A 21,826-nucleotide genomic window follows, 5' to 3' on the forward strand; every position below is an offset into this window, starting at 1 on the left:
TAGTTAGACTAAAAAAAGCTTTATGGCTTTGATTTTTGAAAAATACCAGTAAGATAATCACATCTGCGGAATGTGGGATTGAAGAATTGGAAATAACTTATGGCGATAAGGGTTTGCAGCTTGCATAAAGCTGCATTCTTTTTTTGCACTGATATAACTCTTAATCATTGCTGTATCGGCTATTGCTGGAATCCACACCGGGCGCAGGGCTGTTTCATTCGACCTAGGGGGAAACCCTCGTGAAGAACCCCGACATTTGAAACATCGATTTCATCATTCGTCGAGGGGGTAGGCAAAGAAAGGCACTACCCCTACAAAACGATGATTTCCCTGAGAATGAAACCGCCCTGCCACCAGGCGGGGATAAAACCCCGCCAGCAATTCTATCTACTCGCCCTGCGTCAAAGCTGAATCTTGCTGCTGGTGCGAGTTGCTGTAAAAACTAGCAATAATCGCCACCATCAACCACCAAAGCATATTAACTTCGGGCCTGTACCAAACTGTATCGACAAAACCGTGGGCCATCATGCCGGCTAAAGTTGCGATCGCCCCAATCAACCAAAACCCGTGATTCGATTTTAGATTTTGGATTTTAGATTTTTGATTTCGGGATTCTTCGTCTAAATTAGAGATGTTAAATTGTGCATCCCGCAGATTTTTGATCTGCAACAAACCTTGATTGACGGTGACAGTCATCAGCCAAAGGAAACACATTAAACCGATAAAACCGGTTTCCACCGCAATTTCCAGCAGCACGGAATAAGCGCTCAAAGCAGTGAATCTCGGCCTCATATAAAGCGGATAAACTTTATTAAAAGCAGTGTTTCCGGGCCCAATGCCGAGAATTGGTCGATCGCGAATCATGTCAATCACCGCCGTCCAAACATTAATCCGAAAATTGTTGCTGCTGTCACCTCGGCCGATAAACATACTCGAAACTCGATCGCGCAGAGGCTCCACTAAAGCCACTCCTAAAATTAACGCCCCAGCCAAACCTCCTAACCCTAACGGCAGCGCCCAAGTTCGCCAGAACCGAGGCATCAAAGGGCTGTACCAGTACCACACCAGCACTAAAAATACCACAAGTAGAGCCACAAAACCGATCCAAGCACCCCGGCTATCGGTGTAGCGCAAACACGCGCAATTCACCACCAGCATGGTCAATGCTAAAATTTTTGTTCCCCATCCTTTCCACACAAAAAGTGCGGCGGCGCTCAATGCAATGGCTGGCAGCAAATAGGAACCAAGCAAGTTAGGATTCCCCAGAAAGCTGTAAACTCGCGTGACATTGGCTTGAGTAGAAGTCGGATCGTTCCAAGTAGCTAAGGGCGGCACTTTGTCAATCCACTGCCGCACGCCGTAGAAACTGACAATTAAAGAGACGTTCAAAAATACGGCAATTAACCACGATCGCCAACGGGGATCTCGCAATATCCGAGCCATCAGCGCAAAAAACAGCAAATACAGCGTTAGCTTGCTCCAACCAGTAGCAGCGGCGACTTTCACTGGCGACATCGCCGTTGCGACGGTGGCAATGCCCCAGTACAGCATTACCAGCAAGTGAATCGGCGTGAAGGGGATCTCGCGATCGTCCGAAACAGTCAGCAGCACCCAAAATGCAGCGCTAGCCGCCATCAACACCCCCACCAAGGCATTGTTTACAAACGGTGCCAAACCGAAAGTCAAGGCCAGCAAAACAAAACCCAAGGGTTCGGCCCACTGCATCAGCCAGCTACTCTGCCGCCAACTGCGTAAAGAGCCGATCGCCAAATTGAATAAATAACTTCTACTTTGCCACTGAGAGAGCGGCAAATTTGCCAGAGTTAATTGTTGCCAAACTGAATTCATTTTTAGATTGATTATTGGTAATTGGAAATTGGGAATCGGGAATTGGGAATTGACTCTAAAAGCATCGACAATTGGTAGTAACTCCCATCTTGGACTATTCTCTCTTAAGGCTTTTCTTGTCGGCTCCACAAAGAATAAATTTATTGTGGGGGGACACGCGAGCCCGCGCCTAAAAGCCTTATTGAGAATGGTGCAACATCTCAGTATTAATTAACAAATGACTTGTTTCTTCTTCCTTCTTCTTTCCATCCGTTACATCCGTTAGAAAATCCGTTGCCGAACTTCCTTCTTCCTTCTTTAGCCTTCCAACAATTCCGTAGCATTTGTGCAAGGCAGCCAGAGCACGTAGCGATATCCAGATTCCGGGGTTCCTTGAATCGAGAGTTGGCCGCCTTGAATTTCCACCAATTGGCAGCAAAGCAGCAGCCCCAAGCGTTCGCGCGCCCCGTAACCAGCTAACACTGGTGCACTATCCTCTGCATTCTGCGCCGCCAAAGCCGCCAACTCAGAAAACGCCAGCGTTAATCGCTGCGAACCCTGTGTCGGGAGTTGCGGTTCTCCGGGAGAGTCGGTTTCGGAGTTCGATGGCGAACCGCTACCCGATCCGACCTTCAACAAGTAGTCGGTGTAGAGTTTAGCATGGGGCAAACTTTCCCCTAACCAAGGATGAAAAACCCAAACTCCGATGTTGATACCCTCTTCTTTCCGAGAAACGTGGACTCGAATCACGCTGCCTGCCCCAGCAGATTGAATAATGCTAAAAATTAAGTGGTGCAGCATTTGCTGAACCTTATCTTTATCTACCAACCAGATGCGCGCTCCGGGCCCCATCGACAAATTAATTTCTTGCTCTCGTCTACTTGTCGCCGACGACAGGATTGTCACAACCTGCTGGCACAAAGTTTCTATATCGACTGCGGTTCGCTTCAAGGTGAAAGCGGAATCATCTAGTTCTGCCAGTTCCAAAATTTCTTCAACTAGCGATCGCAAAGAGCGGCTGCTGTCTTGGATCACGTCAATATATTCTTTTTGCTTGCTCGTTAAGGGGCCATAAATTTCTTGTTTCAACACGCTTGCCATGCCGAGGACAGAAGTGAGCGGTGTGAGCAATTCCTGCGCTAAATTATTCAGCAGTTTTACCTTAATTGAGTTAGTAGACAAATCGATAGGTTTGTTAGTCATCGTTAATTTTTATTGGTTCATTGTCGAGCGAGGGTTTGCGGTTCATTAGACCTATTCCAAAAGTCTATAACAATCTGTTTATAATTCACCACAAAAAAAGTAGTCAAGAAAATATAGCAATCCTTGCAAGAGTCGTAAATTTTTGACCCCACCCCAACCCTCCCCTTATCAAGGGGAGGGAGTAAGAAATTCACAAATGATTTAGGATGGCTATATATATTCATTCTTCCCTTGAAGCTCTTCCTTATCTGAGTAATTAAGATTTAATCATTGCTTCTAAAGCTGATTGCAAGTCTTGAGTGAGTTCGGCAACTGCTAACCTGCGACTGGTTTGATATCGATCCCAACGATCGCTCACTGATATGGGTTCGCCCACGGTCATTTGTACCTGCTGTTTGCCCAACTTCGGTCTGCCGAAAGGATTTCCCCCTTTGATGCGAGCCAGTACGTCCCACAGCAGTAAAGTTGTTTCTGCCAAACGTTCTGCTGTCAGTTGTTCTGCGACATATCTGCCCGTGACGGAAACGAAACTTTCTACAAGTCTCATGTGCCACATCCGAAGACTTGCTTCTTCAGCGAGGCGATCGGCTAATCCTCTTTCTAAGGGAGAAAGTGCTGCAATATTTTTGATATCTTCTCGATAAATATAGTCCCAGCCTGCTTGTTCCAGACGGCGGCAGCGGTCTATTAAACTGCCTTTGGGTTTTAAGTTAAAATATTCTTCTGCTACTTGCAAGGCCACGTCTAACAGTGCTTTCAGTCGAGCGATCATTACTTCATTGCCAGAATCATTTCCCGTTTTATTGGGGAGGGATAATGATGTTAAAATAGAGGTTTCAGGCTGTAAATTTTTATGATAAAAACGGCTGTAAAACTCTTCCATTACTGCTAGTAAATGGCTGCCAAGTCGAATCAGGCGCAGGTATTGGAATTTGTGATTTGGGTTTTCGGAATCGGGATTGGCAGTGTCTAAACTTGCGATATCGGTGCGTTCTAAGGGTGGCAGTCCGCAATCAATTTCTAATTGAGTTAAAAGTTTTTCTAGGGGTTGCCAAGGTGGGTTGACATAGCGGTATTGAATGCCGATCGGCACAATTAAAACTTTTTCAGTGCGTCCGGCTTTCACCAAATCTTCCAGGCACCAGAAGCCCATTTGAGCAATTCCCGGTTCGAGGGGGCTAACTATTTCATTGTGACCGTTGGTGGCGCCTTCTGGGGCGGCGGCGATCGGGAATTGGCTGTTGGCAAATAAATTGCGGGCCGATCGCAATCCGGCGCGATCGATCTTACCGCGAACGATCGGAGTGCCACCGAGTTGGGAATACAACCAGCCGACTCCCGCACCGGCCCACAGGGGAATGCCGCGATCGTAGATAAAGTGGGAATGTACCGGGAATTGCAGGGGAATACCTTTGGCGCGCGCCGCCTGGGGAACGAGTTTCCAAATTAGTTGTCCCAAACAGTAGGGATCGTCTGAGTTGGGGTGGCGGAAGGCTAGCAAAAAGCGAACTTTCTGATTTTGAAATTGGTGGAATAGTTCGGCGAGGGTTTCGACGTTTTCGGCTTGAACGTGGCTGATACTCGTCCGAAATCGCAGCCACCAGGGGAGTATTTGCTTACAACCTTGCATCACTAGAGGGTTGTAGGCTGGGGGTATGAATTCCAGCGGCGGCTGAACTTGGCTAATTGAATTGGGCATTTGGCGGTTTGAGATTTTAGATTTTAGTTAAGACGGCGGTTGAAACCGCCCCTACAGAAACAAAACCCGCCTGCGCGGGTTGAAGAGTAAACTCCCCTAAATTCCTGAGATGAAATTCCTCTGAGATGACTAACCCAAGCATATTGGTTTATAGCCACAAACGCACAATTCCTGTCACTAAGATTTTGGAAATCCCAAATTTAAAATCTCAAGTCTAAAATCCTATTGTGCCGCTTCAAATATCATTTCTTGGAAGTTAATGACATCCGATCGCGGATCGCAGTGTGTGACTTTGACTTCTAGTCGATCGCCTATTGCGACCGATCGACCAAATCGCATTGCCAATTCTAAACCCAAATCTTCCAATAAAATCAATCCGAGATTGCTGTCTTCCCTCAGCCAGCGCAGCATTAAAGCTTCCCAAACTTCATCGGGGTTGCGCCGCAAATATTCCAATCCCCAATAGCGGTTAGTTTGGCGTTCAACAGTGGATGCTTCTTTAACTGCGGTGCCGAGACACATCACAATGTCCTGTATTTCTTCAGCGGAAAAAGGCAGTGGTTCGCCCCGCAGGTGGGCTTTGATTTGGAAGTGAGTCAGCAAATCGGTATAGCGGCGGATCGGGGAAGTAACTTGAGTGTATAATTCCAAACCCAAGCCTGCGTGGCGTCCGGGGGTGAGGCCCATTTCGCTGCGGGGCATACACCGACGCACGGCGCAAGCGCGGGCGGGGCCTGCAGGCACGGCCAGCAGTTCTTCATCGGGAGGGAGTTCGGGCTGTGGCTGATAGCGGTAGGGTATGGGTAGGCTGTGAGTTTGACCGTAGCGGGCGGCTAGTTCGCCGGCTAAAATCATCATTTCGGCTACTAGCATCCGGGCTGTGGAGTCGTCGATGACGTGGATTTTGATGTCGTCGCCGTTGACTTTAATGACGGATTCGGGCATGAATATGCTGATTGCGCCTTGGGCTTCCCGCCATTTTTGGCGCAGTTTTGCTGCAGAGGCGATCGCTGCTATTTCTGGTTCTGCTTCGATTCCCAACTCCAGCATTTCGTCTACGTCATCGTAGGTTAAGCGGTAGGTGGGTTTTATGGTGCTGATGTGGATGCTGTAATCTTGAGCCGCGCCGATTTCGTCTAAGGTGACGCTGAAGCTGAGGGCGCTGCACTCTTTGCCTTGAATTAAACTCATCGGCCCGGTTGCCAAAGCTGGGGGAAACATGGGAATCATTCCCGTGGGCAGGTAAACCGTAGTGGTGCGCTTTCTGGCTTCGAGGTCGAGTTCGTCTCCGGGGGAAAGCAAGCGGGTGGGATCAGCGATGTGTATCCACAGGCGCTGCTGGCCGTTTTCGAGGAATTCTAAGCTGAGGCCGTCGTCGATTTCGGTGGTGCTTTCGTCGTCGATCGTGTAAACCTTGAGGTGAGTTAAATCGAGACGATTTGTGTCGGATTCGGTTGGGGGATTTTCTAGGCAGCGTTGGGCCACTTCTAATACCTTTGCGGAGAATTGTAGGGGAATTTGGCTGCGCCGCAAAAACAGGTTTTCGTGGGTACTCCAGAGGCCGAGATCGACTAGGAGGCCAAATGCTGCTTCGGGGTTTTCGGATCGTTGTAAGCTGGCTAAAGTTTCTAAGGCTGGGGTGCGGTGCGTTGCTTCTTCTCCGAGGAGGGCAAAGCGTTCTAGGGCGTCGAGGCGAGTTCGATCGCTATTTTCCCAATCTACATTTTCCCCTGCCAGCCGCTGTTTGACTCGATCCCAAAATCCTTGGGATTCTTGGTGTCGCTGCTGTTCTACTTCTTGCTGGTGTTTGATTTCGGCTACTTGGGCGGCGGGTCGCGGTTCGTAGCGATCGCCCTTTTGTTTAAAATACAGTTTGTCTGTTGATAGCAAACAGTAAGCCGCGTAACACTGGGCCGCACTACTCTCAGAAAATAACAGCTTTGCCAGGGATTCGGGATCTGCTGTTTCTCCGTCACCGACTAAAAGTTCCCAAGCGACTTCCAAACTCGACGGATCTGAGTATGCTTCTACTTCTTTGAGAAATTTGGGAATATCGGAGGGTTTGTAAGTTTCTCCGACTACTTCGTAGCTGATTTGTTTGGGCGGTATGCTGTGCGGTTGACCGTTTTCGTCTACTACTACCCAGTTTTTCTTGCCGTCGGGGCGATCGGCAACTGCCAGACGGCGGTCGCCGTGCACTCTAAATTCTACTAACGTTCCCTTCTCCACTTGCCAGCTTTATATTTGAGATTTTGGATTTTTACAGTAGCCACTTATCGAGTTTCGAGCTTGCGATTTTAGATTTTGGATATTGGCAATTTTTCTGGTCAATTGTGAAAGTTAAAATCTAAAAAGTTGTTCTTTATTATTGCTTTTTTTTTTAACTTTTGACTTGTGATTAAGACTTGCGCTGCGGCGATTCTTAACCCTATTTCGCGATTATTTCGCTGCATTCTTGCTGCACTATTAATGACAGAAAGACGTTCTTTTCGCGCAAGTCTTATTCCCAGTCCAAAATCTAAAACCCAAAATCCCAAATCCTGTTAACCTTCTTGGTTTACGAAGGGCATCAAAGCTACAATTCTTGCTCTTTTGATGCTTCTGGTCAGGTCTCGCTGCTGTTTTGCTGTCAAACCGGTAATCCGGCGGGGCAAAATTTTACCGCGTTCTGTGACGTATTTTTTGAGCAAATCGACATCTTTGTAGTCGATCGGGTCTCCTGGTTTGATGGGCGAAACGCGCCGGCGAAAGTAAGTCATGGTTTGTTGTTTGTTGACTGTTGTTTGTTGACTGTTGATTGTGAGTTTTTAGTTATTAGCCGTTAGTTGCTAGCCGTCAGCAAAGCATTGGTTAATTATCTGCTTTTCGCCGATCAATATCAATTGCCAACAACTGATGACTGATGACTAAGGACTAATGACTAATCACTACTTGATCTCTTTGTGGGCAGTGTGCCTGTTGCAATGGGGGCAGAACTTTTTGAGTTCCAGCCGCGCCGTCGTGTTGCGACGGTTCTTGGTGGTGGTGTACCGAGACACGCCTTTTGAGCGTTTGCTTACGTTTGTACGGCACTCAGTACACTCTAGAGTAATTATGATGCGGACGCCTTTAGCCATAATTCTAAATAAATTTCGACTAATTTAAACACAATTTATTATCTTCTCACATTGCTCTGCACTTGGTCAAGCAATCTTCTAACTTTGATGTCGAGGGAGTAGCCGCGGCGGGTTCCGACGACCATCGTCCCCCCGATGCGATCGTGGAAAGCTTGGGGAAACCTTTCGCCGGAGTTGAGGGCAACGCTACAGTCGATCGCCAGGGGCAGCATCAGCAGCAAGACGGCGGCGTTGGTAGAGGTGAGCCCAGCTATACCTGCGAAGGCTAAGGCGGCGCAAATGCCCAGCAATGCCTCGCGCTTGCACAGTTCTTGCACTCCGGGAGTCCGTAGGAATCTGGTATCGGCAATTTTCATGTCCAAAGCCCAGCGCCCGAGACTTTGACCTTGGTTTTTCCTGACGATGGCTACGCGCATGATCAGCCACAGCAGGACAAAAAATATGCTTTGGACGATCGCATTATTGCCCAGAAGCAAACTGGGCAGCCAAACTGCGATTCCGTCGATGCAGAAGGCCGCTGCGCGGCGGCCGACTGATACTTTGGGAAGGAGGGGTACTAAATCGGAACTCATAGGCAAAAAGGTCGATCGCCACTAGGTACTTTTTCATTTTTCATCTTAAGCTGTGGATTAATCGATCGGCATCAATGGCGCGTAACTCAACTTCCAAGCCAACCGCTAAGTATTCAAGCTGAAAATGGATTTTCGCCAATTCCCAACTGCTTTTTCGAGTTTTCCACCTCTTCCCAGAGTTTTTGTATTTGAGTAAATGCCTGTTCCACAGAGATTTTACCGTTAGATGTCAAGGAACTGATGTAACCCACTCGCTGAGAAAACTCTTGTAAATTCGCATTAAATACCAAATTCTCTGGCTTAACTTCACCGTAATAGCGAGTTTGAGGATATAAAAAATTTGAATTTGCTACCATTGCTTTAACCTCGCATGAAAACTTGTTTCCTGAACATATCAATATTATAAACCGCGATTACCTTCTAAAGTTGTGCTGTAAGTAGCAGAAATCATGTGACATTTGGCGAACTTTTTTGTGATGGCAATTACACGGACAGATGAGGGCGACAAAAACCTCAGTAATTTCACTGTACAACTTACGCAGGCGGGGTCAATCGATTGCGCGATTTTAGATTTTAGATTTTAGATTTTAGATTTGAAGCATTGACCCCACGGATCAATTCGGGGGCTCCTTTATCGGATACAGGTTTTTTATTTTTCCATCCTGAGTCTGCTTTCGGAATGAATCCGGGGGCTTGTATCCTGGATGCTTGATTGTCAACAACCAGGTTTCTGCCTTAAGGCTTATAACTTCGGATGTGGTGTCCAAACCAGGTTTTTGTTAGTCCAGGACTGAGTTATTGAAATAAGTGACAAAAAACCCTGAAATGGATAATATTATTGCAGAGATAAAGAGTTAGACTTTTAATAGGAATCTGCGTAATGTCTCCCAATTCGCGTGAAGCAAAGCTATCCCGAAGGGAATCGCCCCGTCCCAAACCCCGGCTGAGGCAAGTTTTAATCAAACTTGCCATCGCCGTAATTGCTGCTATTATCGCCTTCAACATTCCTCACTCCTTAATTCCCGTGTTTAAAGAATCCGTATCCGAAGCAACGCCACCACCAGAAATCCAGAACGTGCTCGCCGGCCGGCGCAAAATTGTGACTGTGGGCGACAGCATCACCGAGGCAGGGAAATACCCCGGAGGTTACGTTTGGCTACTGGAACGCTATCTGAATGCCCTTTATCCCGATCGCAAAATCGAAATCGTCAACGCCGGAATCTCCGGTAACAAGGCGACGGATATGCAAGCGCGCTTCCAGAAAGATGCGATCGACCAAAAGCCAGATTTAGTGATGATTAATGTCGGAGTCAACGACGTTTGGCACGCTTTCTTCGACTTTCAAAAAAATCAGTTTTATCCGCAAGGCAACTTGCCCACGGGAGTGCCACTGGCAGAATATCGGGAGAAAATCACTCAAATGGTGGTGGCTGCAAAAGCCGCAGGAATTCGAGTTGTACTGCTTTCTCCTACTCCTATCGGCGAAATTCTCGACGGCCCAGAAAATCGCCGATTGCAAGAGTATATTGCCGCGATGCGAGAAATTGCGTTAGAGAATCAGTGCTTGTTTATTGATTTGAATACGCCTTTTCGGGAAGTTATCGGCACGTATCAAAAGCACGCGGGCAAGACTATGAATTTGTTGGCAGCAGATGGAGTACACCCGAATCCGTCGGGATATCGAATTATGGCTTTTACTATTTTGCGCGGTTTGGGCGTACCCGCAAAGGATATTGAGAATTTAGAAGTCAAAAATTGAATTTAGTTGACTGTTGACTGTTGACTGTTGACTGTTAATTGAAAGTCTCCAGGGTAAAAGACCCCAAATTTATCTCTGGGCTAAATTGTTCAAATCTCAAATCATTCAATTGGCGGATGATACCGCTTCAACCAACAACTACCGATAATCACCAACGCCACTACAACAATAATTTCCGTCCAAAAAAACGACAGAAAATCACTAGCCGTTCCCACCGGAGGCACCCCCGGTTGAGCGTTGCGAATAGCGGGAAAAGCAAACAGCATCACAGCAGTCCAACTCAACATTCCCACTTCCGGTACCTTACCCGATTTCATCACTTTTAATGCTAGCAAAAGCGCCATAATTGACAGCACCCACATTATGATAATAATCACTAAGGCAAAGAATTTTACCGGGAGCGATCGAGTTGCAGAAACATCAATATAAATAAAGATAGAGGAATTCTCTTCCATCGGCTTATAACTAATGTCGAAACCGGGAACGTCGGCATGGAAATTAAATTCCAGCGGCACGGGATTCAGTTCAAATGGAGCAAACTTTTTACCAATCGAAGGCAGCGGGTCGATCGAAATAGCTACTTTAGCAATGTGGCTGTCAAACGGGTAATTGTTAATTTTTCCTTTGACTAAGTTGAATTTTAATGCAGGGACAATCATCGGTTTCCCTTCTTTAAAGGTAATTTCCGAATCCTGTACATTTGCGCCGTTAACTGTCATTAACAAGTCTTGAGCCGGGTAAGTTGGCCCTTTTTTATAAATACCTTTGAGTTCAAACTGCAAGCGGGCTTCTAATTCGTTTTTAATGGGATCAACTGCAATTACCGTCATTTTGACCTCAACCAAGCCTTTGGACGCTACAGCGCTTTCTGGAGATAAATTGTAAGGCTCTTGGGCGTTAGCATTGTGAGAGTAAATAGATAATATAATTGCAAAAATTACGACGATAGTGCCAATTAAAATAAGTAGTTTTTGGAGAGGAATTTTGTTGACAGTTTGCATTTACTAGGTATTTTTATGTATTGAAGTGTTGTTAGTATTTCTCGCAGTCTCCGCAGTCCGCCAGGGGTTTAAACCCCTGGCTCATAGAAGACAGTCGGTTAAAACTCACATCTTGCACCATTCTCAAGAACAGGCAAGATGCCTGTTCTACAAAGATTAGATTTTCTTGTGGAACGGGCCCCAGAGCCCGTTCATAAAAGGCTTATTGACAATGGTGCAACATCTCAGTTAAAACCGACTGAAGAAACTCGATCGATAATAAATGTTGGTTTTAGTCCTCTTGAGCGAGGACTTTCGCTGTGAGCCGGGGGTTGAAAACCCCCGGCGGGCTGTGGCGAGCGGCGCAAGAACCACGCGACTCAACGCGCAACTACGAACCGATAGGAAGCAGTACATTTGGTGTAAAACAGCCGTGCAAACCGTAGGGAATGTGCTGTTTTAAATGCAAGCGCGCTACAGGGCCTTTGGTGATGTCGCGAGCATCTAAAATCACTAAGGTCGATCGATGATTAGCTGCATCATACATTAAAACCAGCAGCCAGCCGTCATCCTCCGCAACAGCATCGGGACGGGTAACAAACACCGGTTCCCCCGCAAAACCGCGTGGTGCCGCACTCCAAATTTGCCTTTCACCAGTCACGAAATCAATTTTGAGGATAGCTTGCAAAGGAGCATTTCCCGTGGGAGCATCAGCAGCACCGATGTAAAGATATCGGTAAGGTTGTCCGACATTATTGGGATGCAGAGTCGGAAACTCGCAGCACCGAGTTTCAACAACTTGATGCTGTACGGTTTTGTCTTGCAAATTCAACTTAAACCGCCACAATTCGCCCGCTGGAATGCTCTCAAAATCAACCTCGCGAAAATCGCCGTCTGCTTCTACAGTGGGAAATGATTCGTAACAAACTGAATCCACAAAAACTTCGTCTCCTTCTTCCCATGCGTTGCAGTGGTGGAACACAAAACAAGGTTCGGTTTCTAATATCTTCACCTCGTCAGTGCCGTTGCGGGGAATTAAAATTGCTTGCGTTGGCTTGTTTGGCGAAAATTGAATACACTGGGAGGCACTCCGAAATCCTAACACGAAAAGCAGCGGATTGAAGCTGACGGGATTTTGGAAGAATATGCAGTAATTCGGGGTAATTACCATGTCGTGCAGGAAGGCAAAACCCGGTATTGCATGGGCGTGACGCTGCAAAAGTTTGCCGCTTTCGTCGAGTTCGTAAATGGTAATTGTACTCGACAAACCGGGCTTGACGGAAAAGTTTACTAATCTGTCTCCTTTGCCATTTTTCCCTTTTTCAATTCTGGGGTGGGCTGCGAAGGCTTCACCGGGTTGTAAAACGCCGTCTAGGGTGTCTAAGCCGAGTGTTTCTAGGGTACGGGGGTCGAGTCTGTAGGGCTGTGCTGCTTCCCAAAGTGCTAGCAGTTTGTCGCCCCAATAAATGATGTTGGTGTTGGCAATGTTTTTGATTTTGACATCAAAGATGTTGGCAAGCGGGCCCCCCGGTTTCTGTGTGCCGAAAACGCCTCGGTGGAGGATTTTTCCGGCTTTTTGTTCGGCTAGATAGCCTTCTGTGCGGACGAATCGGTTGCGGAAATGGGCGCGGCCTTCGGATATTGCGATCGCACAAACCATCCCGTCGCCGTCAAACGGGTGGTGGATGCGCTGGCCGTTGACATCCAATAATCCGGGCCCGTTGCGAAAGAATGTGCCTTGCAAGCCGGGGGGGATTTCGCCTTCTATGTCGTCAATCCAGTAGTCGGATTCCTTGGGTTGGGATTCGTAGCCGCGCTGCCAGTCTGTGCGATCGTATGATACGTTTTGAGCTGCGGTTTGAGATGCGGAAAGTTGTAAGTCTTGCATTGGTGTTAGGGGAGCGAATTTTTTAACCGCAGAGAACACAGAGGGCGCAGAGAGAAGGAAATTCGGAGAGTTAGGCAACACAGTTAAATTCATCCGTGTATCTCTATCAAAATCCCTGTGTGCCTGCCTTTATTTGCTGTCTGCGGTGCGACTTTGTGACCTTACTGTCGGTACTAAGTCGGGAAAGTATTCGGGCATGAAATGCTGTCCGCCTGGTTTGGAACTGCCGATTTCTGGTTCTAATACGGGAAGAGACTTTTGAGAATTTGGATCGGCGCTTTCTGTACTATCGGCGGGCAGCCAATTTAAGAACGGTAGCGGCAGAAGGGTGGAGAGGTTTGTGATGACAATTAGCAGCCAGAGGTTATCGAAATTGCGATCGGTAATTCCTAGCAAGTGGGTCAAAAGTGCGCCGCCTTCGTGGGAAATAAGTCCTGCTAAGTTGGTAACTGACATCAACACGGCAAATAAAGTTGCTTCGACGCCTGGGGGACACAATCTGGCGGAGAGTACGAGCACCGGCATATAAGCAATTTGTCCGATTACTGTCAGGATCAGGCTGTCTCCTATGCTGAACCATTGATCGTCAATTCCTAAAGCTCGGTTGGCATGAGTTACTAATAATAAAGTAGTCATACCCAAAGCAGTCGCAATGACTGTTGACCAGCCAAAAATTACTCGAAATGGAACTGTTTTGAGGAAGCGTTGAAACAGCCAGATGCCGGCAAGGGCTGCAATGCTGGTAACGAGGCGGACTCGCCCTAGAAATTCTGGTTGAAAGCCTAATTCGTTGGTGGTGAAAAAGAAGAAGGCGGAGTCTGAGCTTGGGGTGGCTTGCCAGAGGAAGAGAAAGGCTGTGGGCAGCCAAATGGTTTTTTGGGTAACAGCTTGCCGTAGTTGTTTGAATTGGTCTTTGACAGTTTCAAAGTCGGTTCTTTTGTCGGTTTTTTCTTCGGCAATTAACCAAGCTGTTGCTGATACAATTAGCGGGAAAGATGCGGTGATTAAAAAGATAGTATGAGTGCTGAAGTGTTGCAGCAGGGAACCGCTGAGGTAGGCGGTAATTAGTCCGCCGAGGGCTGCAGCGCCCCAAGACAAGGATTGCAGGGAACCGGCGTCGGTAACGGATTCTTTTCTGGCCCTTTCGACTACCAGGGAGTCGGCGATTACGTCGCTGACGGCGAGGGAGAGAGAACTCAGGGCGATCGCGCCTGTAGCGGCAAGCGGCGTGTGTACAATTGTTGCGAGGCTCACCCATGCTGACGTTCCCAGTAGCCCGGAGAGGACGATGTAAGGGCGTCTGCGGTAGCCGAATATCGGCAAGCCGTCCGACATGAAGCCGAACACGGGTTTGATAATCCAAGGTAGGGCGACGACGCCCAGCATTGCCGAGACTTCTGCCGGACTCATGCCGAGTTCGTCTTTGAGGAAGAAGCTGACGGCTAAGCGGGCGAGTCCGAGAATGCCTTGGACGAAGTAAATCAGTAAGATGGCTATGAGTTCGGGGGTTGGCTCATTCCCAAAGAATACTTTTTCTTTTAAAGATTCTTTGAGTTTGCTGACGCCGGAGGGGGAAACGAGCATTTGAGCAATATTTCTTAATGAATCTCAATATTTATAACACATTCTTAATGAGTTGCGGGAACTGTCGGAGGTGGGATGCCGGAATGACGGGGATCTGGCAGGTATTATAAAATTGTAATTAGCTCGCATTCAAGGATTGGTGGTAGCAATGAAAGCAGAAATTAAAATTGTCTTTCTGGCAGTTGCTTGGATTTTAGGAATGGGGACTAATTTAGCCTTAGCTGTACCTGTTGCTAACAAGCAAGGTGATTATCCGGTGCCGCCTGCGAGACAGCGGGGCAACAGGCAGGTAAATTGGTTGGTTGTTGACTCTGATCCTAAAGGGTTGAATTGCCGGATGGCTCAGAGATTTCGCTCAATTTCTGTAGACGGTTTGGATGCGCCTGCTGAGTTGTTTGAAAGAAATAAACATAATGTTTCGCAGTGGCCTGTGGTGACTGTTTTTCGGCGGGGACAGCGCTTGGAAGCGGTGACGGGAAATTTTGCTAATCAAATTATGATTTCTGACAATCAAGGCAAAGGTTGGCTGCCTGTTTCCACGCAAAAAGGCAATTGTTTTGTGCGGGCTAACAGCCGTTTTATTAAACCGATTCGGGAAAATCCTACTACTTTGAAACTCTTAGAATAAGGCAGAAGGGAAAGAAGAAAAACCAACCTTAGATTATACAATTTATATGCAAACCGCGAGCAATTCTCAAACCCTGACAATCCAACTGTCTCCTGAAGACAGCGAAAGGCTTTTAGCAGAAGCAAAACGCCGTCAACTTGATGCCCACAGCCTAGCTGAGATACTGCTGCATGAAAGTTTAACCCAGTTAAATCCTGTTTCTTTGGCTGATATTGAATCTCTGGAAAAATTGTACAGCTTCCGGGGAAAAACAGAAATATTACAGTTTCTGGAAAAACATCATTTTTTGATGCCCGTATTGCTGGAAGCACCAGACAAAATTTTCAATTACTTCCCCGGTAAAAAGTTGTGCCTTGAAGTTGAGGCAGACTCTGATTTTATTAACTCCGCGCAGCTATTTCTGGATATTATTATTGATGGTGACGCCGATGAAATCATAGACGCGGCACTTGACAAAGAAGAAAAATTGTCAGAGGATTGGTATTTACCTCTGCCCTATGAGGTGCGGAGAGTTTTTAGTTGTGGCGTGCGCTAATAATGACTTTTGACTGGTCGCAGTATCTGAATCTAGCAAAAGAATTTCTCGGTCAACCGACTCCTCCTGCAAATCAAGAAGCCAAAATGCGATCGGCTATCAGTCGGGCATATTATGCAGCTTTTATCAGTGCTAGAAATTACTTGCAGGAAACAGAAGGGCATTCTATTCCGAAAACTGCAGATGCTCACAAGTATGTTGTGCAGCAATTCAAACAGAGTTCTGAGGCCGAGCGTCAAAATATAGGGAGGAACTTGGAAAAGTTGAGAAGGGATCGAAACGAAGCAGATTATAACAATAGTGTACCCGAAATTTTCAAGATTAGCAAAATAGCAGTCAAGCGAGCGCAGCGGGTAATCTCTCAGTTAAGCAACCTATAAACTGTCAACTTTTAGACCAAATCGAGGCACTGTTTAGACAATTATTTTCTTGTTTTTAGCAGGTGTAAAATTGGGATTTGCCTACTTCGTTTACCATCTAAAATTGATAGGTAATGTGGGCCAGATGTTTTTTTTTGAGGGCTGTTATATGATTATCGATCCTAAAAATGTGGCGGAAATTACGGGTTCCAAGTACCCTGAGCAATTCCAATCTGCTGTTGCGGGGAGAGTTAAAAAACGCTTGGGCGATGCTGCCGGATTGCAGAATTTTGGGGTAAATTTGGTGAGACTTGCGCCGGGAAGTTGTTCTGCTCTCAGGCATTGGCACACCCGTCAAGATGAGTTAATCTATGTTCTGGAAGGGGAAGTTACTCTGATTACAAATTCGGGAGAGCAAGTGCTGAAACCGGGTATGGCGGCGGGTTTTCCGGCGGGGGATGCAGATGGGCATCATTTAGTCAACCGCTCGAATGCAGATGTTGTTTATCTGGAAATTGGCGATCGCACTCCGGGAGATAGTGCCGAATATCCCGATGACGATCTAATTGCCAAAGCTAACGGGAATAGTTGGATTTTTACTCGCAAAAATGGCGAGGTTTATGAGAGTTGAAAATTTATGAGTCAAGTGAATCTTTGGACTTCGGCGGAACACGCTTTGTGGTATCTTGCTAAAGCTGATGGAATTCCTCACCGCACTGAAGGTGAAGCGGTTTTGTTGGAGGAAGTGCCGAAAAATGTTAAGCGAATTCTGGATGTGGGCACGGGAGACGGGCGGTTGCTGGGTCTGCTTAAGTGCGATCGACCAAATGTTGAATGTGTGGCGATCGACTTTTCGCCGACAATGCTGGAAAAAGCCCGAATTCGCTTTGCTGATGACCCGAATGTCACGATTATCGAGCACAATTTTGACGAATCGCTGCCGGATTTGGGCAAGTTTGATGCGGTTGTTTCTAGTTTTGCCATTCATCATGTAGCAGACGATCGCAAACGTTCGCTTTACACTGAGATTTTCGAGCTTTTGGAGCCCGGAGGCATTTTTTGCAATTTGGAGCACGTAGCGTCAGCAACTCCCGCTTTGCATGATAAGTTTCGAGAGGCGATCGGTATTAGCGATTCGCCAGACGATCCGTCTAATAAATTGCTGGATGTAGAAACGCAATTGCGCTGGTTTCGAGAAATTGGTTTTACCGATGCAGACTGTTATTGGAAGTGGCGGGAACTCGCTTTATTAGTTGGGGTGAAACCTGTTTAGAGTATTCCGTGAAATTCGTAGAGCCGGATAAGGACACGGCAGTGCCGTGTCCCTACAACTATCGCATACAATCTGTCAATAAAGTCGCTCCTCGCCCCAGATATGGGTAAGGAAACGGCAGTGCCGTGTCCCTAAAAATCTCACAGACAAGCTGTCGATCGCGGATACAAGTGTAAAGTAGAAAGCAAAATTCAACAGATTTTTTTTAAACGTGCCATTAAATGACATAAAATTACCAAAATAAGCGCGTTTTCCGGCCACTGATCGGGAAAATTTGATGCAGCAGTTATCTCATCGCCAGACTATTTTGGGCGTTATTTCATAAGCTGTTTACCACTTACAATCAAAAATATAAAGAATATGCAACAATTTAAGGCCCCCACTAAAAATTCCCAAAACTCTGCCTGAGCTTGGTCGCAACCATGCGGGGCTGTACCGCAAAAACCAGAAGCAAACATCAAGGCAAATGTAAGAAGAAACGTTGCAATTAATCCCAATAAACCAATAATGCTGAAAAGGTATCCAATAAATTGTACTGTTTTCATTACTTACTAATATATGTGGTAATTGTCTCTTCTATAGTTTAAACAGCAGCTTACTGGGTTAACCCCTAATCTTGCATTTGTTTAACATAAATTTATTTAATATCTGTTAAGCGTACTATTGTTTAAGTCGATAGCATTGATGCTTGGCTTGTAGGGGCGGTGCCTCCGTCCCTGCCCCCTCGCGAGGATATGTGTTTTGCAAGCCTTCGACGCAGCGGCTGTCGGTTGAGGACCGGAGGTCGGGAGAATACTTTTAGGCGTTGCTTAATCAGGGTAGGAAAAAAATAACTTGAAAATCCGCAGCTTTGTGGATACTGGTTTCTCTGACTTGCATATTTAGCCCTTCATACCCTAAATCAGCAACGCCACAATTTATATGAATTAAATCAAATCCGGTACTTTAGGTTTGATTCGGCGCTCGTACCAGTTCATTAACGGGGTGGAACTAATACCGTGCAAAATCACAGAAAGTACGATGGTTGTAAAGGTAATCCAGGCAATTTTTTCGGCGGTTTCGCCCTTCAAACCTTTACCCAAAGCATAGGTAAGATAATAGATAGAACCGACACCACGAATGCCAAACCAACCGCATAGCAAGCGGCTGGCGGGATGTAAAGGACTGCCGATCGTACTAATCCAAGCTCCCACAGGCCGGATTAAAAAAATCAACAATCCAGCTACTAAGAGGGAGTATCCTCCATAGGCTAACATAGGCTCTAGGCGCAAAAGCGAACCTAATAGTAAAATAGTTGCTACTTCCATTAACTTTTCTATGCGCTCGGTAAAGTGCAGTTGGGAAAGCGGCTTTTCTGGGTTTCGGTAACTCCGCTGCACGACAATTCCTGCTACAAAAACTGCGAGAAATCCGTAGCCGTTGACTACTTCTGTAAGGGAATAGGTGAGCAGAATTGTGCTGAGAGCAATGAAATCTTCCATTAATTGATCGGCTGGTCGATAGTGTTGGAGTTGCCGATCGATCCAGGTGACGGCTTTAGCTACTAAAATTCCCATAACGATACCTGCGGCGATCGCCCAAATCAAGTCAACTGCTACCCACTGCGAAAACCAGTTCGACCAGTTGTTATCTTTTAGCGAATAAATGCCGAAATAAACAAAGGGAAAAGCTAAAGCATCGTTCAAACCGCCTTCTGATGTTAAACCAAAGCGCAATTCATCGCGATCGTCTAGATGAGCTAACTGAACTTCTGAGGCTAAAACTGGATCGGTGGGAGCGAGAATTGCTCCCAGTAAAATCGCCGGGCCCCAATCTAATTTCACAAACCAATGACCGATGGCGGCCACTGCAAAAATAGAAATGGGCATTAAAAAACCGATCAGCCTCACTGTGGAATTCCAAGCCCAAAATTGCAGGGGGCGATTCATTTTTAAGCCGCAACTGAACAGAGAAACAATAACTACAAATTCTGTAAGTCTTTCTAAAAATTGAGCTTCGGGGCGCAAGTCAATCAGCTTGACGCCGTAGGGCCCCAATCCGATACCGACAATTAGATAAATTAAGGCATAAGATAGAGGCAATCGCGAAATCCAGCCGGAACCCAAGGTAACGGTAAGCAGGAGGATGCCAATAACTAGCAAGTTGAGAATGTAATCATCCACCATAGCGATCGCACTTTTAATCAGGTTTACCAACTGCGATTTTGACAGGTAAAAGCTTCGGGCGCATCCGTCGTCCGCTAGATTCAGCTATCCTCCGAAAGTGGTGTGGGCGGGTTTATATAGATTCTTAGTGGGAATTAGAGATTGTTGGTGAAACCCGCCCCTACAAGTATTATGGTTAATTTACCGGATCTCATCCGACTCATGACTAATGACTAATGACTGAAGACTAATAATTAATTAGAAAGACCACTTTTTTCAGTAGCAATGATGTGCAAATCTACGTGTTTGAGCGATCGCACTAACTGTTGAGTCAAAGAACCCCGCAGCAGCAATTTCCAGCGGGATTGCTGGCTTTCGCCGATCACAATTTGAGTAACGCGATACTGTTTAGCTACTTCGGAAATCGCTTTGGCTATATTAGTGCCGTTTACCCGCAAAAATTTCCCGTTAAATTCTTGACACAGTTTCTCACAAGTTTCAACGTGCAAGCTTTCTGCTTTTGTTAAAAATCGGTCTGGATCGTTGACAAACACAGCATAAAATGGGGCATTCATGTAGCTCGCAATCCTCGCGCCTCGCCGCAGCAATTGCAAGGAGTTCGGATAAGTCGAGATGCACACTAAAACTCGTTCGTGAATGTTGCAAGATTGACCTTTTAAAGTTGCTGCGTCGTCTTCCACAGTGTCTGCGACTTCTCGCAGGGCGAGTTCTCGCAAAGCGATTAAATGACGGCGCTGGAAAAAATTTTCTAAAGATTGTTCAATTTTTTCAGGAGCATAAATCTTGCCTTCTAGCAACCTTTCTTCTAAAGTTTCCGGCGTGACATCGACAACGACTATTTCGTCAGCATCTTCGAGGACGCGATCGGGCACTCGCTCTCGCACTACAACTCCGGTAATTCGAGCTACTAAATCGTTAAGGCTTTCTATGTGCTGAATGTTGAGGGTGGAGAAAACATCTATCCCAGCCTTGAGAATTTCTTCAACATCTTGATATCGTTTTTCTCGCAGAGAACCCGGAATGTTTGTATGAGCGAGTTCGTCTATTAATGCTAATTGAGGACGGCGTTCTATGACAGCATCCGTATCCATTTCGTTGAGCATGATTTCGCCGCGTCGCAGTTGTTTTTTGGGTACTATTTCCAGTTCTTCTGCTTTAGCCGCTGTCTCTTTCCGGCCGTGAGTTTCTAACAGTCCAATTACCACATCGATGCCTTCAGATTTCAGGCTGTGCCCTTCTTCTAGCATTCGGAAAGTTTTGCCGACACCGGGGGCCATGCCGATAAATATTTTGTGCTTTCCCCGGCGGGGGGTGCGATCGTAAGTGCGGTTAGGTTGGGCATAAACCGCGTCTGGATTGTTAGTAAGTTCGCTAGAGTGAATCATAGCTGAGTTGTCAGTTGTCCGTTGTCAGTTGTCAGTTGTCAGTTGTCAGTTGTCAGTTGTCAGTTAGCGATTGTCAGTTGTCAGTTGTCAGTTGTCAGTTGTCAGTTGCTACAAATAACTAATAACTAATAACAAATAACTCATAACTAATGACTAATGACTAATGACTAATGACTAATGACTAATGACTATTGTAAACTGTCTAGAGCCAAATTCAGTTTGAGGACGTTAACTCCCGGTTCACCGAAAATGCCAAGAAATCTGCCCTCTGTATTTTTAGCTACCAACATTTCTACTTGATTGATATTGAGCGATCGCACTGTTGCTATCCGCTGAATTTGCGATCGAGCTGCCTCTACGCTAATGTGCGGATCGAGGCTAGAACCCGAGGTGTAGAGTAAATCTGCAGTCGGTTTGATACCAGCTTTGTTGAGGCGGTCTAATTCAATTCGCACCCCCTGAAAACCATCTTTCTCATTACCTCGTTTCAGCAAATCAGAGTTACTGGGGGCAAGGTTGCTCGCTCCCGAAACGCCGGTTCTTTGACTAACATTTTCTCCCTTTGTCGGCTCGTAATTTTCTGTCGCAAAGCTGCTGTAATTGGTGGTGCTGGGACGACCCCAAAAATATCTTTCTGAGGAGAAAGGCTGACCGATTAAAGCAGAGCCAACTACAACTCCTTGGTTGGTAATTAAGCTGCCGTTTGCCTGGGAGTTGAAGGCAATTTGGCCGATTACTAGCAAGATTAAAGGGTAAATAATGGCTGTAATTCCCCACAAAACCAGGGTAAGGCGAATGGCTCTAATTATTTCTCTCATAAATTACCTCGATCGGTTATTTGCTAAGGGTTAAT

General features: G+C 46.4%; 21 protein-coding genes. 6 read left to right on the forward strand and 15 right to left on the reverse strand.

The window, feature by feature from the left end:
- Window positions 1–387: 387 nt before the first annotated feature.
- The 8 genes from QUB11_RS07870 to QUB11_RS07905 all read right to left on the reverse strand — a co-directional run bounded on the left by QUB11_RS07870 (window position 388) and on the right by QUB11_RS07905 (window position 8,773).
- Window positions 388–1,848: an IctB family putative bicarbonate transporter gene (locus tag QUB11_RS07870; RefSeq protein WP_333199608.1), complete on the reverse strand. Its 1,461-nt coding sequence runs from the start codon at window positions 1,846–1,848 to the stop codon at window positions 388–390.
- A 297-nt stretch (window positions 1,849–2,145) separates the two neighbouring features.
- Window positions 2,146–3,030 carry a histidine kinase dimerization/phospho-acceptor domain-containing protein gene (locus QUB11_RS07875; RefSeq protein ID WP_333199606.1) on the reverse strand — a complete coding sequence of 295 codons (885 nt, stop codon included), beginning with the start codon at window positions 3,028–3,030 and terminating at the stop codon, window positions 2,146–2,148.
- Window positions 3,031–3,286: 256 nt separating this feature from the next.
- On the reverse strand, window positions 3,287–4,729 hold the full coding sequence (locus QUB11_RS07880) for a 1-acyl-sn-glycerol-3-phosphate acyltransferase (RefSeq protein WP_333390223.1): 1,443 nt from the start codon (window positions 4,727–4,729) through the stop codon (window positions 3,287–3,289).
- Between the two features lie 222 nt (window positions 4,730–4,951).
- Window positions 4,952–6,958: a ribonuclease R family protein gene (locus QUB11_RS07885; protein WP_333390225.1), complete on the reverse strand. Its 2,007-nt coding sequence runs from the start codon at window positions 6,956–6,958 to the stop codon at window positions 4,952–4,954.
- Window positions 6,959–7,272: 314 nt separating this feature from the next.
- The gene (rpsR, locus tag QUB11_RS07890; RefSeq protein ID WP_006631377.1) at window positions 7,273–7,488 is read right to left on the reverse strand and encodes a 30S ribosomal protein S18; all 216 of its coding nucleotides are present in this window, start codon (window positions 7,486–7,488) and stop codon (window positions 7,273–7,275) included.
- Window positions 7,489–7,656: 168 nt separating this feature from the next.
- Complete coding sequence (gene rpmG / locus QUB11_RS07895) at window positions 7,657–7,845, reverse strand: 50S ribosomal protein L33 (protein WP_172186750.1); 189 nt, start codon at window positions 7,843–7,845, stop codon at window positions 7,657–7,659.
- A gap of 38 nt (window positions 7,846–7,883) precedes the next feature.
- A complete protein-coding gene (locus QUB11_RS07900) occupies window positions 7,884–8,417 on the reverse strand; it encodes an RDD family protein (RefSeq protein ID WP_333390227.1) in 534 nt (177 codons plus the stop codon).
- Window positions 8,418–8,530: 113 nt separating this feature from the next.
- Window positions 8,531–8,773: a DUF7219 family protein gene (locus tag QUB11_RS07905; protein ID WP_333199597.1), complete on the reverse strand. Its 243-nt coding sequence runs from the start codon at window positions 8,771–8,773 to the stop codon at window positions 8,531–8,533.
- Window positions 8,774–9,297: 524 nt separating this feature from the next.
- Here QUB11_RS07905 and QUB11_RS07910 point away from each other — a divergent pair.
- Window positions 9,298–10,176: an SGNH/GDSL hydrolase family protein gene (locus QUB11_RS07910; RefSeq protein WP_333390229.1), complete on the forward strand. Its 879-nt coding sequence runs from the start codon at window positions 9,298–9,300 to the stop codon at window positions 10,174–10,176.
- 101 nt (window positions 10,177–10,277) lie between these two features.
- On the opposite strand, the gene QUB11_RS07915 is transcribed toward QUB11_RS07910, so the two are convergent.
- From QUB11_RS07915 to QUB11_RS07925, 3 genes are all read right to left on the reverse strand, one after another.
- The gene (locus QUB11_RS07915) at window positions 10,278–11,177 is read right to left on the reverse strand and encodes a DUF4436 family protein (protein ID WP_333390231.1); all 900 of its coding nucleotides are present in this window, start codon (window positions 11,175–11,177) and stop codon (window positions 10,278–10,280) included.
- Between the two features lie 370 nt (window positions 11,178–11,547).
- Window positions 11,548–13,044, reverse strand: a complete 1,497-nt coding sequence (locus tag QUB11_RS07920; protein WP_333390253.1) for a carotenoid oxygenase family protein — start codon at window positions 13,042–13,044, stop codon at window positions 11,548–11,550.
- A 129-nt stretch (window positions 13,045–13,173) separates the two neighbouring features.
- The gene (locus QUB11_RS07925; protein WP_333199589.1) at window positions 13,174–14,628 is read right to left on the reverse strand and encodes a folate/biopterin family MFS transporter; all 1,455 of its coding nucleotides are present in this window, start codon (window positions 14,626–14,628) and stop codon (window positions 13,174–13,176) included.
- A gap of 148 nt (window positions 14,629–14,776) precedes the next feature.
- Between QUB11_RS07925 and QUB11_RS07930 the strand changes: the two genes are divergently transcribed.
- The 5 genes from QUB11_RS07930 (at window position 14,777) to QUB11_RS07950 (ending at window position 17,423) form a co-directional block, all read left to right on the forward strand.
- Complete coding sequence (locus QUB11_RS07930; RefSeq protein ID WP_333199587.1) at window positions 14,777–15,256, forward strand: hypothetical protein; 480 nt, start codon at window positions 14,777–14,779, stop codon at window positions 15,254–15,256.
- 46 nt (window positions 15,257–15,302) lie between these two features.
- Entirely contained in the window at window positions 15,303–15,791 is a 489-nt protein-coding gene (locus QUB11_RS07935) for a hypothetical protein (RefSeq protein WP_333199585.1), read from the forward strand.
- A gap of 2 nt (window positions 15,792–15,793) precedes the next feature.
- Window positions 15,794–16,171: a HEPN domain-containing protein gene (locus QUB11_RS07940; protein WP_333199583.1), complete on the forward strand. Its 378-nt coding sequence runs from the start codon at window positions 15,794–15,796 to the stop codon at window positions 16,169–16,171.
- A 148-nt stretch (window positions 16,172–16,319) separates the two neighbouring features.
- Window positions 16,320–16,781, forward strand: a complete 462-nt coding sequence (locus tag QUB11_RS07945; RefSeq protein WP_333199581.1) for a cupin domain-containing protein — start codon at window positions 16,320–16,322, stop codon at window positions 16,779–16,781.
- Window positions 16,782–16,787: 6 nt separating this feature from the next.
- Window positions 16,788–17,423, forward strand: coding sequence for a class I SAM-dependent methyltransferase (locus tag QUB11_RS07950; RefSeq protein ID WP_333199578.1), 636 nt, complete (start codon window positions 16,788–16,790; stop codon window positions 17,421–17,423).
- Window positions 17,424–17,737: 314 nt separating this feature from the next.
- Here the strand turns inward: QUB11_RS07950 and QUB11_RS07955 are convergent, their stop codons facing one another.
- The 4 genes from QUB11_RS07955 to kdpC form a co-directional block, all read right to left on the reverse strand.
- On the reverse strand, window positions 17,738–17,968 hold the full coding sequence (locus tag QUB11_RS07955) for a hypothetical protein (RefSeq protein ID WP_333199576.1): 231 nt from the start codon (window positions 17,966–17,968) through the stop codon (window positions 17,738–17,740).
- Between the two features lie 381 nt (window positions 17,969–18,349).
- On the reverse strand, window positions 18,350–19,618 hold the full coding sequence (locus QUB11_RS07960) for a sodium:proton antiporter (RefSeq protein WP_333199574.1): 1,269 nt from the start codon (window positions 19,616–19,618) through the stop codon (window positions 18,350–18,352).
- Window positions 19,619–19,821: 203 nt separating this feature from the next.
- Window positions 19,822–20,973: a universal stress protein gene (locus tag QUB11_RS07965; RefSeq protein WP_333199572.1), complete on the reverse strand. Its 1,152-nt coding sequence runs from the start codon at window positions 20,971–20,973 to the stop codon at window positions 19,822–19,824.
- Between the two features lie 188 nt (window positions 20,974–21,161).
- Complete coding sequence (kdpC, locus tag QUB11_RS07970) at window positions 21,162–21,791, reverse strand: K(+)-transporting ATPase subunit C (RefSeq protein WP_333199570.1); 630 nt, start codon at window positions 21,789–21,791, stop codon at window positions 21,162–21,164.
- Window positions 21,792–21,826: the final 35 nt, after the last annotated feature.

The sequence above is a fragment of the Microcoleus sp. B6-A1 genome, assembly GCF_036705085.1.
GTDB lineage: Bacteria > Cyanobacteriota > Cyanobacteriia > Cyanobacteriales > Microcoleaceae > Microcoleus.